14 protein-coding genes are annotated in these 14,744 nt (G+C 61.3%); 7 read left to right on the plus strand and 7 right to left on the minus strand.

Going from position 1 to position 14,744, the window contains the following annotated elements; translation table 11 throughout:
- Positions 1–70: 70 nt before the first annotated feature.
- Positions 71–961, minus strand: coding sequence for a BadF/BadG/BcrA/BcrD ATPase family protein (locus AB6803_RS03560; RefSeq protein WP_371107568.1), 891 nt, complete (start codon positions 959–961; stop codon positions 71–73).
- Positions 958–2,214 (minus strand): UDP-N-acetylglucosamine 1-carboxyvinyltransferase, encoded by a 1,257-nt coding sequence (murA, locus tag AB6803_RS03565; RefSeq protein ID WP_371107569.1) that lies wholly within the window; start codon positions 2,212–2,214, stop codon positions 958–960. The genes AB6803_RS03560 and murA overlap by 4 nt, the downstream gene beginning before the upstream one ends.
- Before the next feature lie 239 nt (positions 2,215–2,453).
- Here murA and AB6803_RS03570 point away from each other — a divergent pair, with 239 nt between their 5' ends.
- Positions 2,454–3,314 (plus strand): MurR/RpiR family transcriptional regulator, encoded by an 861-nt coding sequence (locus AB6803_RS03570; protein ID WP_012650309.1) that lies wholly within the window; start codon positions 2,454–2,456, stop codon positions 3,312–3,314.
- 111 nt (positions 3,315–3,425) lie between these two features.
- Positions 3,426–4,202, plus strand: a complete 777-nt coding sequence (locus AB6803_RS03575; RefSeq protein WP_371107570.1) for an SDR family oxidoreductase — start codon at positions 3,426–3,428, stop codon at positions 4,200–4,202.
- 22 nt (positions 4,203–4,224) lie between these two features.
- Here AB6803_RS03575 and nadC read toward each other — a convergent pair whose 3' ends face one another.
- The 4 genes from nadC to AB6803_RS03595 all read right to left on the minus strand — a co-directional run bounded on the left by nadC (position 4,225) and on the right by AB6803_RS03595 (position 8,565).
- On the minus strand, positions 4,225–5,082 hold the full coding sequence (gene nadC, locus AB6803_RS03580) for a carboxylating nicotinate-nucleotide diphosphorylase (protein WP_371107571.1): 858 nt from the start codon (positions 5,080–5,082) through the stop codon (positions 4,225–4,227).
- A gap of 1 nt (position 5,083) precedes the next feature.
- On the minus strand, positions 5,084–6,625 hold the full coding sequence (locus tag AB6803_RS03585) for an L-aspartate oxidase (RefSeq protein ID WP_371107572.1): 1,542 nt from the start codon (positions 6,623–6,625) through the stop codon (positions 5,084–5,086).
- Positions 6,622–7,593, minus strand: coding sequence for a quinolinate synthase NadA (nadA, locus tag AB6803_RS03590; protein ID WP_371107573.1), 972 nt, complete (start codon positions 7,591–7,593; stop codon positions 6,622–6,624). The genes AB6803_RS03585 and nadA overlap by 4 nt, the downstream gene beginning before the upstream one ends.
- A 69-nt stretch (positions 7,594–7,662) precedes the next feature.
- Positions 7,663–8,565 (minus strand): hypothetical protein, encoded by a 903-nt coding sequence (locus AB6803_RS03595; RefSeq protein ID WP_371107574.1) that lies wholly within the window; start codon positions 8,563–8,565, stop codon positions 7,663–7,665.
- Positions 8,566–8,812: 247 nt separating this feature from the next.
- Between AB6803_RS03595 and AB6803_RS03600 the strand changes: the two genes are divergently transcribed.
- Positions 8,813–9,349, plus strand: a complete 537-nt coding sequence (locus AB6803_RS03600; protein ID WP_371107575.1) for an SMI1/KNR4 family protein — start codon at positions 8,813–8,815, stop codon at positions 9,347–9,349.
- A gap of 28 nt (positions 9,350–9,377) precedes the next feature.
- Here AB6803_RS03600 and AB6803_RS03605 read toward each other — a convergent pair whose 3' ends face one another.
- Positions 9,378–10,070, minus strand: coding sequence for a GntR family transcriptional regulator (locus AB6803_RS03605; protein WP_371107576.1), 693 nt, complete (start codon positions 10,068–10,070; stop codon positions 9,378–9,380).
- A gap of 132 nt (positions 10,071–10,202) precedes the next feature.
- Here AB6803_RS03605 and AB6803_RS03610 point away from each other — a divergent pair, with 132 nt between their 5' ends.
- The 4 genes from AB6803_RS03610 to araD are packed head-to-tail and all read left to right on the plus strand — an operon-like array spanning position 10,203 to position 14,739.
- Complete coding sequence (locus AB6803_RS03610) at positions 10,203–11,207, plus strand: ABC transporter substrate-binding protein (RefSeq protein ID WP_371107577.1); 1,005 nt, start codon at positions 10,203–10,205, stop codon at positions 11,205–11,207.
- Between the two features lie 54 nt (positions 11,208–11,261).
- Positions 11,262–12,080, plus strand: coding sequence for an ABC transporter ATP-binding protein (locus AB6803_RS03615; RefSeq protein WP_051696717.1), 819 nt, complete (start codon positions 11,262–11,264; stop codon positions 12,078–12,080).
- A 3-nt stretch (positions 12,081–12,083) separates the two neighbouring features.
- Positions 12,084–12,947: an ABC transporter permease gene (locus AB6803_RS03620; protein WP_007695876.1), complete on the plus strand. Its 864-nt coding sequence runs from the start codon at positions 12,084–12,086 to the stop codon at positions 12,945–12,947.
- 55 nt (positions 12,948–13,002) lie between these two features.
- Positions 13,003–14,739 carry an L-arabinonate dehydratase gene (araD, locus tag AB6803_RS03625; protein WP_371107578.1) on the plus strand — a complete coding sequence of 579 codons (1,737 nt, stop codon included), beginning with the start codon at positions 13,003–13,005 and terminating at the stop codon, positions 14,737–14,739.
- The last annotated feature ends 5 nt before the right edge of the window (positions 14,740–14,744 follow it).

Consider the following 14,744-nt stretch of genomic DNA (forward strand, 5'->3'; position numbering starts at 1 on the left):
CGTCAATTGCAAAAGGAATAAAATATTCCAACATCAATGTGAGAAATCCGGTGCAAAACGCGTCGTTCTTTCAATGGTTGGAGGCCGACTTCCTGGCGAGGATGATGGCTCCCGAAACGGCATCACCATCGATGGGCTTTAGGCGGCGGCGGACATCCGGCGCCAACCACGGCTCGAGCGGACTGGAGAGACCACCGAGCAGGGAAACGCGTGGTGCGCCCTTGTCGAAGAGCGTGCGGATGAGCGTATCGATGTGCTCGGCCGCGCTCTGGACGATGCGCCGCCCGGCAGCATCCCCCTGATCGGCATGGCGCATGACCATGGGCGCCAGGGCGGCATAATCGGTGGCGGAGGCGCGGTCCATCCACGCGACCGCCTCCATCGGATCCTGCTGGAACCGCTGCATGATCTCGGCCAGCAACGCCGTTTTTTCGTAACGGCCGTCATAGGCGCGCAGTGCTAGCTGTACGGCCTTCAACCCTAGCTCCGCCCCACTGCCCTCGTCGGAGATCGGAAAACCATAGCCGCCGACCCGCAAACGGCGACCCTCGACAAAACCAAGACCGATCGATCCTGTTCCGGCAATGACGATCGCTCCGTCGCGCCCTGAATGGGCACCAAGACATGCGCCTTCGCCGTCGCTGACGAAATCAATGCTGGCAAAGGGATGTTTCATGGCTCGCAATGCCTCAAGCGCGCCCTTGCGTCCGATCCCGGCAAGTCCGACGCCGGCATGAATTCGCGCGATTTGATTAGGCCCTAGACCCGCTTCTTCGATCGCAGCATCGAAGGCCCTTGCGATCGATGCCCAGGCCTCCTCAATACCGAGCCGCGTGGTTGCTGGGCCGGATAGCCCCTGCCCCAACACGCTTCCTTCCGCATCCTCAATTCTTGCGCGACAACCGGTGCCACCGCCGTCGATGCCGAGGAAATAGTACGTGCCATCAGTTTCGGCGCTCATGATGTCAGCCGCTCGATGTCTGCGCCACACAGGCGGAGCTTGCGATCCAGTTGCTCATAGCCGCGGTCGAGATGGTAGACGCGGTTGACGATGGTTTCGCCTTCCGACACCAGCGCCGCCAGCACCAGCGAGACGGAGGCACGCAGATCGGTCGCCATCACCTGCGCGCCTCGCAAAGACGTTCCGCCACGCACCAGCGCCGTGGTGCCTTGCAATTTGATGTTCGCGCCGAGGCGTATCAGCTCGGGAACATGCATGAAGCGGTTTTCGAAGACCGTCTCGCGGAACAGGGACGCGCCCTCGGCGCAGCAGGCGAGCGCCATGAATTGCGCCTGCAAGTCCGTCGGAAAGCCCGGATAGGGTTCGGTGGTGATATCGGCGCCCTTGAGCGGACCATCCCTCGAAACGACGAGGCCCCGGTCGCTTGGCCAGATGCTGACGCCCATGGCTTCCAACATCTGCACCACAGACGCCAGGTTCTCAAGCCGGGCATGGATCAGTTCGAGCTGCCCGCCAGTAATGGCGGCGGCAACGGCATAGGTGCCGGCTTCGATCCGGTCGGGTATTCCGTGATGCCTGGCGGGGCGCCAGCTCGTATCGCCGTCGATCAGGATGCGGTGCGTGCCGGCGCCCTCGATTCTGGCCCCCATCGCACCGAGACAGGCAGCAAGATCAGCCACCTCCGGCTCGCGCGCCGCATTCAATATCTCCGTCTCACCCTTGGCGGCGCAAGCGGCCATCATCGCAGTTTCGGTCGCACCGACGGAAGGGGAGCTCAGAACAATCCGCGCACCCTTCAGCCCCTTTGGAGCAGACGCGACGATCAGCCCGCTCTCGATGGCGATATCGGCTCCCAACGTCGCCAGCGCCTTGATATGCATGTCGACCGGTCGCGCGCCGATGGCGCAGCCGCCGGGCAGGGACACGCGTGCATGGCCGAAGCGCACCAGCAGTGGCGCTAGGACCAGAACCGTGGCCCGCATTCGCCTCACTGTGTCGTAGGAAGTTTCCTTCGAAACAATACCGCTCGCATCGATCGTGGTGCCGTGTGCTGAACGGGTCACGATGGCCCCATGAAGCGAGATGACACCGAGCATGTTCTCGACATCGGTCACGGCCGGCAGGTTCGTCAATTCCAGTTGATGGGGGCTCAGCAGTGCCGCCGCGATCTGCGGCAAGGCGGCGTTCTTGGCGCCGGCAATCGTCACTGCGCCCTGCAGCCGTCGTCCACCCGATACCCGCAATCTGTCCATGATATGAAACCCGCCGAAGAAAGGGGCGAAGGAGCGGACAATAGCACGTCCGACTCTCATTCAAGACTATTCGGTCATTCCATCATGTCAATGTTGTTTGGAATTTTTTATTCCAATTGTTTATGCTAACATCGGCAGGCAGCCGGCCGAACGCATGGTTGTCCGTTTCCGGCCGAATGCTATCTTTGTGGCTCGACCGTATCGACGCATGAACCGGCCTCCATGGCCTGAAGGGGCGGATGTCTATCTTAAAGAAAATCAGCGCTAAGCTCGAGGTCATGGCGCCGGCTGACCGGCAGATCGGGCAGTTCATCGTTGAAAATCCCGACCAGATGCTGCGCCTCTCATCCGCAGCCCTTGCCGCCGAGACTGGCCGCAGCCAGTCGAGCGTCGTCAAATTCAGCCAGAAGCTCGGCTATGCCGGTTATCAGGAACTGAAGCTTGCCGTCAGCGAGGCCAAGGCGCAGGAATGGCAGGCCCCGGCCGGCATGATCCACGGTACGATCGAAGTGGACGACGGCTATCTGACCATCCTGCAGAAATTGCTCGGCAGCAAGCTGCAGGCCATGCAGCAGACCATCGCCGTCAACAACGAACTGGATATCGGCCGGGCGCTGAAGGCGCTGCACGAAGCCCGGCGCATTCATCTGGCCGGCGTCGGCGCATCGTCGCTGGTGGCGCGCGACTTTTCCTACAAGCTGATGAAGCTCGGGCGCATCGTCCTGCATGACAGCGACAGCCATGTGCAGATGGCCAACGCCTCGACACTCGGCCCCGACGATCTGCTCTTCGCGCTCTCCTATTCCGGCGCGAGCATCGAGACCTTGCGAATTGCCGAACTCGCCAGCCAGAGGGACGCAACCGTCATTGCCGTCACCGGCCTCCAGGACAATCCCCTGACCCGCGTCGCCGATATCCGCCTCTATACCGTCGGTGATGAGGATCGCGTCCGCTCTTCGGCGATCACGGCGCGCGATGCACAGCTGATGCTGACCGATTTACTGTTCATCCTGCTGGTGCAAAGGCAGCCTGACGCCCATGACTATGTCCACAACAGCGAAGCGGCCGTCTCGGTGCTGAAGGCCAAGCATCTGTCCTAGCCGCGACTGGACTCCGATAAACAGGTCGTGACGAGGGCGATACGACCTGTACTCCGCTGTCGCCAAGACATAGCTTCCAGCTCCCATTGAAATCCATGCGGAGAGAATCAGATGGATCTCGGTCTCACCAATAAAGTCGCCCTGGTTACCGGTGGCTCGAAGGGCATCGGCTATGCCTGCGCCCGCCTGTTCCTATCCGAGGGTGCGCGCGTCGGCATCTGCTCGCGAGCACAAGCCAATATCGACAAGGCATTGTCCGGCCTGCCCGGCGCCCATGGCTATGCCGCCGATCTGACCTCCGACACACAAGCCCTCGACGTCGTCGACAGGATCGAGAACGACATCGGCCCCATCGATATCCTCGTCAACAGCGCCGGCGCCGCGACGCGAACACCGGCTTCTGACCTCACGCCTGCGGCCTGGCGCGCCGCGATGGATGCGAAGTATTTTTCCTATATCAACGTACTCGATCCCGTCATCAAACGCATGGCCGCGCGCGGTTCCGGCACCATCGTCAACATCATCGGCAATGGTGGCAAGATCGCCTCCCCGGTCCATCTTGCCGGTGGCGCGGCCAACGCGGCACTGATGCTCGCAAGCGTCGGGCTTGCCAATGCCTATGCCAGCCAGGGCGTACGTGTCGTCGGCCTCAATCCGGGCCTGACGGAGACGGATCGGGTCGCGGAAGGTCTGAAGGCATCCGCAAAACTTGCCGGTTCCACCGAGGAAGAGGCGCTCGCCGATGCGCTGAAGCGCATCCCGATCGGCCGGATGGCTAGCCCGGACGACATCGCCAATGTCGTCGCGTTCCTGAGTTCATCCAAGGCGAGCTACGTCACCGGCGTCGTCATCAGCATGGATGGAGCGCAGGTCCCGACCGTAGTTTAACCGGATAAGGATCCGGCGCCTTCTATGCGACCGATTTCCAATCGAGCCCGATATCGAGCGTCGGGGCGCTGTGCGTCAACCAGCCGACGGAGATGAGATCGACGCCGGATGCGGCGATGGCGGCTGCGGTTGACGGCGTGATGCGGCCCGATGCCTCGGTGATCGCCCGGCCGGCAACCATGCCCACGGCATCGCGAAGCTGATCGGGTGTCATGTTGTCGAGCAACACGGCATCAACGCCCTCTTCCATGGCCTCGCGGAGCTGATCGAGCGTATCCACCTCGACTTCGATCTTGACCATATGGCCGACGCCGACCTTGGCCCGGCGGATCGCTTCGGCGACACCACCGGCGATTGCCACATGATTGTCCTTGATCAACACGGCGTCATGGAGCGCAAAACGATGGTTCATGCCACCGCCGGCCCGCACCGCATATTTCTCCAACGCCCGCAGCCCCGGCGTCGTCTTGCGGGTGCAGACGATCGACGCCTTCGTACCACTGATCGTCTCGACAATACCGGCTGTCACCGTGGCGATGCCCGAGAGATGGCCAAGGAAATTCAACGCCGTCCGCTCGGCCGTCAGCAGGCCACGGGACGGACCTTCGATCGTTGCGATCGCGTCGCCGGCCGCGACCTTGGCACCGTCGTGAACATGGCGAGTCATGACGATGCTGGGGTCGACGAGCTGAAACGCCAGCTCCGAGGCATCGAGGCCAGCAACCACGCCCGGCTGGCGGGCCGCCATGGCGACCGTGGAGCGATGATCCTCGGGAATGACCGCGACGGACGTAATGTCGCCAGCAAGGCCGAGATCTTCCAGGAGGGCGTTGCGGACCAGCGGCTCGACAATAAGGCGCGGAAGAGAAACGAGGGTCATGTCAGGCGCTCCTGGCGAAGGAATAAGGAATAACGGATCGGGCGATGTCCACAGCATCGGTGAGGCGCATCATCCGACGCTGCGCCTGTTGCTGCTTCAAGGGGAAATCCGTACGGGCATGGGCACCGCGCGATTCCGTGCGCAGATTGGCGAAGACGGCGATCAGCAGTGCCACGATAGCCGGATCGGCTGCCGCACTATCACTTTCGGCAAGCGGCAGCAGTGCGGCTATTGCCCCATGGATGGCGCCGGCGTTGCGAAGCACGCCGAGATGCCGTGACACCATCGGACGAACAAGGGAAGCATCGGGAGCCGGCAAGTGTGAATCCTCCGACAGAGGAGCTGTCGGGCGTGAAGACACGCCACCAATGTCCTGCGCTGCGCGCATGCCCATAACAGAGGCCTCGAGCAAAGAGTTACTGGCGAGCCGATTGGCGCCATGCAGGCCCGTCGAAGCTGCCTCCCCCGCCACCCAGAGGCCGGGGACGGAGCTGCGGCCGTTTCCGTCCGCCGCGACACCGCCCATGTGGTAGTGAACCGCCGGGCGTACGGGAATGAGCTCACAGGACGGATCGATGCCCGCCTCCCGGCAGAGCGCATCGATCACCGGAAAACGTGCAGCGAAACGGTGGCCGAGCGCCTCACGAGCATCGAGAAAGACACGACCGCCCCGGGCGATTTCCGCGCTGATGGCGCGAGCGACGACATCGCGTGGGGCCAGTTCCGCGCCAGGAGCCTGCGCCATGAAACGTTCGCCTTTCTCATTGACAAGCAAGGCGCCCTCGCCCCGCACGGCTTCGCTGACCAGCGCCAACGGCCTGCGGCGGGAATCGAGGGCTGTCGGATGGAACTGAACGAATTCCATATCGCCCAGAAGCGCCCCGGCTCTTGCGGCAAGCGCAATCCCCTGGCCGAAATTACCGATCGGATTGGTCGTTGCATCAAAGAGACCACCGATGCCGCCCGTCGCCAGAAGCACCCTGGATGTCGGCAGGATCACCAACCCCTTTGGCGTTGCGCAGAGCAGGCCGCTGATCTGACCTCCGTCCAGAAGCAACCTGCGAGCCTCATATCCCTCAAGCATGGTGATTGACGGCGTGTAGGCGACAGCCTCAACCAGCGCGCGGACAATCGCAGCACCCGAACCATCGCCCTCGGCATGCACAATACGGCGGCGCGAATGCGCAGCCTCCAGGCCGAACGACAGGCTACCCGCGCTGTTCCGGTCGAAGCGGACGCCCGCCCGTTCCAGCGAAGCAATCGCCGCCGGCGCCTCAGCGATAATGCTCGCGGCGACGGTGGGATCGCAAAGCCCGTCACCGGCGGCAAGTGTGTCGGCAAGATGCAGCTCCGCGCTATCGTCGGCTCCCATGGCGGCGGCGATGCCGCCTTGCGCCCAGGCACTCGATGCCTCCCCGCCGAGAGCCGCGCGCGTGACGATAACAGTGGGCTGTGGCGCCAAGGTTAGCGCCGCCATCAGTCCGGCAAGACCGCTGCCGACAATGACGACGCGGCCGGAAAGATCGTGAAGAATCTCGGTCATATCGCCAACATCCTTTCCACCGCGCGGCGCGCATCGGCGGCAATCGCCGCGTCGACCGTGACTTCGTGCCGGTTTTCCTCAAGCGCCTTGCGGATATTGCCGAGCGTGATGCGCTTCATATGCGGGCAGAGATTGCAGGGACGGATGAACTCGACATTTGGGTGATGCACGGCGACATTGTCGCTCATCGAGCATTCGGTGAGCAGCACGACGCGCGCCGGCTGCTTGTTGCCGACATAATCCGACATGACGGCGGTGGAGCCGGCAAAATCCGCTTCCTTCACGACGTCAGGCGGGCATTCCGGATGGGCAAGCACCGTCACGCCGGGATAGTTTTCGCGAAGCTGGCGTATGTCGTCGGCGGTGAAAAGCTCGTGCACCTCGCAATGTCCATGCCAGGCGATGATCTCGACATTGGTCTCGCGCGCGACGTTCTGCGCCAGATATTCGTCCGGGATCATCAGCACCTTGGGAACGCCGAGCGATTCCACGACCTGCTTGGCGTTGCCCGACGTGCAGCAGATGTCGGAGGCCGCCTTCACCGCAGCGGATGTGTTGACGTAAGTGATGATGGGAACGCCGGGATGGGCCTGGCGCAGTAGTGCAATGTCTTCCGGCGTGATCGAGTCCGCAAGAGAACAGCCGGCAGCCATGTCCGGGATCAGCACGGTCTTTTCCGGATTGAGCAGCTTGGCGGTCTCAGCCATGAAATGCACGCCGGCGAGCACGATGATATCGGCATCCACATCGATCGCCTTCCGGGCAAGCGCCAAGCTGTCTCCGACAATATCGGCAACGCCGTGGAAGATCTCCGGCGTCTGGTAGTTATGGGCGAGGATGACGGCATTGCGGCGGCGCTTCAGCTCGAGGATTGCCTCGACATCGTCCTGAAACGTCATCCATTCGGCTTTGGAAATGACGCGACTGACGCGATCATAAAGGGAGGATGCGGATATGGGGGAATTCATGACCGGCTCCTTATTATACTCATTTTGAGCATATTATGCGCAAATAGATATTCTCGATATGAGCATATGTCAATTGCGGGAGAGCGGTAATTTCGTTCCGGCGAGTTCGCGTTCTTCGAGGATGGCATGCCGGAAGCGGAAAAGCTTGGCCGGACGACCGCCCGTCTCGCTTTCGGATGCGCCCGTTTCCTCCACCAGATCCTGCTGCTCGATGAGGCGGCGGAAATTCTGCTTGTGCAGCGTCAGCCCCGCCAGCGCCTCGACGGTGCGTTGCAGTTGCAGGAGGGTAAAACTCTCCGGCATGAGCTCGAAGACGACGGGGCGATATTTGATCTTCGCCCTCAATCGCGCCATCCCGGTTGCAAGAATGCGCCGATGATCGGCAAACATCGGACGGCCGGAATTGCCCTGTTGGGCGCAGCCCGCCTCCGAAACCAATCCAGCCTCGTAAAGAAGCTCGTAGCGCTGCAGGACGAGATCTTCATTCCAGGCGGCTCCGCTCAATCCGAAGGCGAAATCGGCGCGGCGTCGGCGCTGATCGCATCTGGCCGTTTCGCTGTCGATCCAGCCATCCAGGCGCTCGACGATCTGGCTCATGACGGACGGACGGCCGCTGCGATGGTCTTCCCATGGCAAATATTCGTACCAGCCATGCCAGCTCGGCTGGCCGGCTCCGGGGGCAGCCTGTTCGCGCACCAGGCCGAGATAGCTGATCGAGATTGTCCGCCCGCCCAGAATTTCTGTATTCCGGTCGCGGTCGGCGAAAGTGTAGAGTTGCTCCAGATACCCGACGGGATGCGCGGTCTGCTCCTGAACCCATTCCCGAAGGCCGCTTTGCAGCGTTCGATGACCAAGCTCGAATGGCCCGGACGGCAAGGCATCGCCGGAGCGTACCGTCATCACCCGGGGCTCGTTGCCGGTGACGGCCGTCAGAACCGCAATCAGCTCGGCATGCGCAAGTCCGATGGTCAAGGAATCTCCATATCTCGTTTCAACCTGCACTTTTGTCGCATGAAGAATAGCTGATGCCAATGCAGCCTGCGCAACGAGAGCGTCCGTCGATGATTTTCATGGCGCTAATAGAGAGTTCAGCATTGAGGCTTCGCATTATGATGCCTACAATTTTGAACGACAAAAGCTGGTATTGCCGCCGTTCCAACCAGATTAACATCGGTGCATGCGCGCAATCCCCAATCCAGCCAGTGAGGATCGAGAAAAAATGACGCAACCATTCGAAGATTTCGATCTCTCGGATTTTTGGGACGACAGTGAATTCGCCCGTAAAGAATATCTTGATGAGCCGTTGACTGACAATCTTCTTTCCTCCGTTGAAACGCAACTGGGTTACAAGCTTCCATCCGCCTACGTCGCGTTGATGCGTCAGAAGAATGGGGGGATGCCCGTTCGCAGAGAACACAGGACTTCATCACCCACATCCTGGGCAACCGATCACATCGCGATCACTGGAATTTTCGGTATTGGACACGCAAAGGGGTCTTTGGCCAGCAGCATGGGAAGTCAGTTCTGGATAGACGACTGGGATTATCCACCCATAGGGGTATATTTTTGCGATTGCCCATCTGCCGGACATGACATGTTATGCCTTGACTATCGGGAGTCCGGACCGGCAGGTGAGCCAAAGGTCGTGCATGTGGATGAGGCGTTCGATTATCGTATTACGATGGTCGCCCAGAACTTCGAGGCCTTCATCAAAGGCCTAACACTAGAATTTTCGTCCCCCAAATCTGACGGGTAACCGCCCAACTGCATGCCTGATCACCACCCTATCGGCGGACATAGTCCGGATATTGTTCGCAAATCAGATCGATGATCGACAGCGTTCCGGAGAGATGTTTGCGCAGGGCCGCAACCGCCAATTCCGCATCGCCCGACCGGACAGCATCGACAACGGCGCGATGGTCGGCCATGACCTGCTGCAGCTTGCCCGGCATCGGCAGGTTCAGGCGGCGTAGCCGGTCGAGATGGACACTCTGGCGGCGAACGGTTGCCCACAGCCCCAATATCCCGACCCTCTCGAAGAGAACCCGGTGAAAATCCTTGTCGAGCGAATCGAAGAAGTCGTAGGTCTCGGGCGACATGACATGCTCCTGCCGGGCCAGAACCTGCGCCAATGCGGCGGCCGTCTCCGCCGGCTCTTCAGCCGTCAGGCGCCGGATAGCCTCCAGCTCGATCGATAGTCTCAGGAAGTGCGCCTCCCTGGCGTTGCCGATATCGATCCTGGAGACGACGGTGGCATATTGCGGATAGACCTCGACAAGCCCCTCCTCTTCCAGCCGGATCAAGGCGTCGCGAACCGGCGTCTGGCTGACGTTGAATTCGCTCTGCAGCGAGATTCGCGACAGCACCGTCGTCGGCGGCAGGCTCATCGAAAGAATACGGGACCGCAGGATTTCCAGGATCTGCGGCGCAACCTGGCGCGAACGGTCCAGGGTAAATTCTCTCGGGTTTACTTTCACGCGGCCACCTTCCTGATCGAAGCTCTCAGCCCATTAAACACAATTTGGGACTTGATGCACTGATACATTAGTGCTTTAGTCTATCCATGCCAACGCAATCTCATGCGTTTGGATCATTTTTGGGAGGAAATGATGAGAGCTTTTCTTCGCGGCCTGACCGCGACCTGTCTCGTGCTTGCCAGCGCCTTGTCCGCCGGCGCCGCCGAGAAGACGGATATTTCAATCACGCGCCAGCCGGGCATCCTTTATCTCGTCAGTCACGTCATGGAGACGCAGAAGCTGATCGAGAAACGAGCTGAGGCCGACGGTCTGGCTGGCGTCAAAGTCGACTGGCGCACCTTCAGCGGCGGCGGTGCGCAGACCGATGCGCTGCTTGCCGGCAATGTCGATATCGTCAATACCGGCACCGGCAACCTGCTGCTGCTCTGGGACCGCACCAGAGGCAAGGTCAAGGGCATCGTCACCAACTCCGCCCAGCCGGTCATCATGGTGTCGCGCGACCCGCGCATCAAATCCCTGAAGGACATCCAGCCGGGCGACAGGATCGCTGTCCCGACGGTCGGCGTTTCGACGCAGGCGATCTTGCTGCAGATGGCCGCCGCCCAGATGTATGGCGACGATCAGGTGCACAAGTTCGACTCCAGCACGGTGCAGCTCGGCCATCCCGATGCGATGGCGGCGCTTGCCAACCAGAACCATGAGGTGAAGAGCCATTTCTCGGCGCCACCCTTCCAGTATCTGGAGCTGAAGCAGCCGGGCGTTCATGAAGTCGTCAACTCACGCGACATCATCGGCGGCGAGCTGACCCAGGGCACTTTCTTCACGACCACGCAATTCGCCGAGGCCAATCCGACGATCATCAAGGCAGTCCGCCAGGCCACGGCCGACGCCATCGATGTGATCAAGAAGGATCCGAAGACCGCGGTCGAAGCCTATAAGACTGTCAGCGGCGACAAGACCAGCGTCGATGACCTTCTGGCTATCCTGAACCAGCCGCACATGATGGAATTCCGCATGGACCCACAGGGAACCATGAAGTTCGCGGCTCATCTCCACAAGGTCGGAACCTTGAAGACGATGCCGAAGGCCTGGACGGATTACTATCTGCCAGAAGCCGCCGATCTGAACGGCAATTGATCCGGGAAGGCGGCGCAAATGCCGCCTCTCGATCCAATTCTTGGAGGAGCCTTCATGCTTCAGGCAAAAATCGCAGCCGATCCGACAACGACCCAAACGGCAATCGCCGGCACACCGCTCTTGAACGTCGACAAGGTGACGCTTCGCTACAAGACGCCCAACCTTCTAATCACGGCCACCGAGGACGTCAGCTTTTCCGTCGAGACATCCGATCGCTTCGTGCTGCTCGGACCGTCCGGTTGCGGAAAATCGACCCTGCTGAAGGCGATCGGCGGTTATCTGACGCCGACGAGCGGCCGCATCGAGATCAAGGGGCAGCTGGTCAAGAAACCGGGCGCCGACCGGATGATGGTGTTTCAGGAGTTCGACCAGCTGCTGCCCTGGAAGACCGTCCTCGAAAACGTCATGTTTCCGCTGACGACCGCCCGCCGCCTGCCCCGCGCCGAGGCCGAAGCGATCGCTCGCGACTATATCGACAAGGTGAAGCTCACCCGCGCCGTAGACACCTACCCGCACATGCTTTCAGGCGGCATGAAGCAGCGCGTGGCGATCGCCCGCGGCATGGCCATGCAGCCCGATATCCTGCTGATGGACGAGCCCTTCGCCGCACTCGACGCACTGACCCGCCGGCAGATGCAGGACGAGCTTCTCCAGCTCTGGGAAGATACGCGCTTCACCGTCATCTTCGTCACGCATTCGATCGCCGAGGCGATCAAGATCTCCAACCGCATCCTGCTGCTGTCGCCGCATCCCGGCCGCGTCAAGGCCGAGGTCCGCAATGTCGAATCCGTCCGCAACGACACGGCAGCTGCCGCCAAGCTGGAGCAGGAAATCCATCACATGCTGTTTGCCGAAGCCGGACATAGGGAATAGGCCATGAGCGCACCGCAGATCATCCTTGCAGCCGATGCGGCCGATTCCGCCAACCACATCGCCGCTGTCGAACAGAAACTCGGCGCCCTCGAACTCCTTTGGCAGTCGAGTTTCTTCCGCAAATCGCTGCTGATCGTAATTCTCGCCATCATCTGGGAAGTCTATGCGCGGCACCTCGACAATCCGCTGCTGTTCCCGACGCTGAGCGACACGTTGAGCGCGCTCTACGATCGCTTCGCAGACGGCGTTCTGCCTGAGCGCATCTGGACGACGTTGAAGGTACTGATAACCGGCTATGTGACGGGGACGGTCCTCGCCGCCATTTTGACTGTCGTCGCCATCAACACCCGCATCGGCACCGATTTCCTCGAAACCATGACGGCGATGTTCAATCCGCTGCCGGCAATCTCCTTGCTGCCGCTTGCCCTCATATGGTTCGGCCTCGGGCCGGCAAGCCTCGTCTTCGTGCTGGTGCATTCCGTGCTCTGGGCAGTTGCCCTGAACACCCATGCCGGCTTTCTCGGCGTGTCGCGCACCCTGCGCATGGTCGGCGCGAATTACGGGTTGACCGGGCTTTCCTATGTCTTCCGCATCCTGATCCCCGCCGCCTTCCCATCGATCCTGACGGGGTTGAAGATCGGCTGGGCCTTCTCCTGGCGCACCTTGATCGCCGCCGAACTCGTCTTCGGCGTCTCCTCCGGCCAGGGTGGACTTGGATGGTTCATCTTCGAAAACCGCAACCTTCTCGACATCCCCGCGGTCTTCGCAGGCCTGCTGACGGTTATCGTTATTGGGCTTATTGTCGAGAACCTGGTGTTCCAGACGATCGAGCGCCGCACCCTGCTTAAATGGGGCATGAAGGAATGACCCTACGCGCGGATTTATCTCTTCGACCAACCGTTGAATACAAGGCTGGAATACAATGAGCAGCAAAAAGAAACCGGCAGAACTGCGCAGCGCCAGATGGTTCGCACCCGACGACCTCAGAAGCTCGGGGCATCGCTCGCGCACCATGCAGATGGGCTATGCGCCGGAAGAATGGGCCGGAAAGCCCGTCATCGCCATCCTTAACACCTGGTCCGACGCCAACCCCTGTCACGCGCACTTCAAGCACCGCGTCGAAGACGTGAAGCGCGGCGTCTTTCAGGCCGGTGGTTTCCCGCTCGAACTGCCGGCGCTGTCGCTATCGGAAAGCTATGTGAAGCCGACCACCATGCTCTATCGCAACATGCTGGCGATGGAGACGGAGGAGCTGCTGCGCTCGCATCCGATCGACGGCGCCGTCCTGATGGGCGGCTGCGACAAGACCACGCCGGGCCTTGTCATGGGGGCGCTCTCCATGGGCCTGCCGATGATCTACCTGCCGGCCGGGCCGATGCTGCGCGGCAATTATCGCGGCGAATATCTGGGATCCGGCTCGGATGGCTGGAAATTCTGGGACGAACGTCGCGCCGGCACGATTACGGAGAAGGAATGGGTCGATGTCGAGGCCGGCATCGCCCGCTCCTACGGCCATTGCATGACCATGGGCACGGCGAGCACGATGACGGCAATTGCCGAGGCATTGGGCCTTACCCTGCCGGGCGCCAGCTCGATCCCGGCGCCGGATGCTAACCACATCCGCATGTCATCGGCCGTTGGCCGCCGCATCGTCGACATGGTTTGGGAGGATCTCGTGCCATCGAAGATCGTCACGGCAGCCGCCTTCAATAATGCTGTCGCGGTCGCCATGGCGACGGGCTGTTCCACCAATGCCGTCGTGCACCTGATCGCGATGGCGCGCCGCGCCGGCGTCGACCTGAAGCTGGACGATCTCGACAAGGCCGGCCGCACGACGCCGGTGCTCGCCAATATCCGGCCAACCGGCAAGACCTACCTCATGGAAGATTTTTACTATGCTGGCGGCCTCAGAGCCTTGATGGTGAAGCTGTCCTCGAAGCTCGACCTCTCCGCCCTCACCGTGTCGGGCGTTACCCTCGGCGAAACCCTCGAAGGCGCCAAATGCTACAATGACGATGTCATTCGTTCGCTCGACAATCCGGTCTATCACGAGGGATCGCTTGCCGTCGTGAAAGGCAATCTTGCGCCGACGGGCGCGGTCATCAAGCCTGCTGCCTGCGATCCGCGCTTCCACAAGCATCAGGGGCCGGCACTGGTCTTCGACAGTTATCCGGAGATGAAGGCGGCGGTGGATGACGAGAACCTCGACATCACGCCCGATCACGTCATGGTGTTGCGCGGCGCCGGACCGCAGGGCGGACCGGGCATGCCGGAATGGGGCATGCTGCCGATCCCGAAGGCGCTGCTAAAGCAGGGCCATCGCGATATGCTCCGCCTCTCCGACGCCCGCATGAGCGGCACGAGCTATGGGGCGTGCATTCTGCATGTCTCGCCGGAATCCCATGTCGGCGGTCCGTTGGCGCTATTGAAGAACGGCGACATCATTCGCCTCGATCTCGAAGCACGCCGCATCGATATGCTGGTCGACGAAGATGAATTGCAGCGGCGACGCGACGCCTGGGTGAAGCCGGCCGAAAAATTCGGGCGTGGCTATGGCTGGATGTTCAACCGCCATGTCGCGCAGGCCGATACCGGCTGCGACTTCGATTTCCTGGAACCCGGTTTCGGCCCGTCGCCGGGCGAACCCGACATTTATTGATCGCA

The sequence above is a fragment of the Rhizobium sp. RCC_161_2 genome, from assembly GCF_041355235.1.
Classification (GTDB): domain Bacteria; phylum Pseudomonadota; class Alphaproteobacteria; order Rhizobiales; family Rhizobiaceae; genus Rhizobium.

What these genes read in the sequence shown, in the direction of transcription:
- AB6803_RS03620 (WP_007695876.1), top strand. Translation starts at nt 12,084, where the DNA reads ATGAGCGCACCGCAGATCATCCTTGCAGCCGATGCGGCCGATTCCGCC.
- nadC (WP_371107571.1), bottom strand. Translation starts at nt 5,082, where the DNA reads ATGACCCTCGTTTCTCTTCCGCGCCTTATTGTCGAGCCGCTGGTCCGC.
- AB6803_RS03570 (WP_012650309.1), top strand. Translation starts at nt 2,454, where the DNA reads ATGTCTATCTTAAAGAAAATCAGCGCTAAGCTCGAGGTCATGGCGCCG.
- AB6803_RS03610 (WP_371107577.1), top strand. Translation starts at nt 10,203, where the DNA reads ATGAGAGCTTTTCTTCGCGGCCTGACCGCGACCTGTCTCGTGCTTGCC.
- AB6803_RS03575 (WP_371107570.1), top strand. Translation starts at nt 3,426, where the DNA reads ATGGATCTCGGTCTCACCAATAAAGTCGCCCTGGTTACCGGTGGCTCG.
- AB6803_RS03615 (WP_051696717.1), top strand. Translation starts at nt 11,262, where the DNA reads ATGCTTCAGGCAAAAATCGCAGCCGATCCGACAACGACCCAAACGGCA.
- AB6803_RS03600 (WP_371107575.1), top strand. Translation starts at nt 8,813, where the DNA reads ATGACGCAACCATTCGAAGATTTCGATCTCTCGGATTTTTGGGACGAC.
- araD (WP_371107578.1), top strand. Translation starts at nt 13,003, where the DNA reads ATGAGCAGCAAAAAGAAACCGGCAGAACTGCGCAGCGCCAGATGGTTC.
- AB6803_RS03585 (WP_371107572.1), bottom strand. Translation starts at nt 6,625, where the DNA reads ATGACCGAGATTCTTCACGATCTTTCCGGCCGCGTCGTCATTGTCGGC.
- nadA (WP_371107573.1), bottom strand. Translation starts at nt 7,593, where the DNA reads ATGAATTCCCCCATATCCGCATCCTCCCTTTATGATCGCGTCAGTCGC.
- murA (WP_371107569.1), bottom strand. Translation starts at nt 2,214, where the DNA reads ATGGACAGATTGCGGGTATCGGGTGGACGACGGCTGCAGGGCGCAGTG.
- AB6803_RS03560 (WP_371107568.1), bottom strand. Translation starts at nt 961, where the DNA reads ATGAGCGCCGAAACTGATGGCACGTACTATTTCCTCGGCATCGACGGC.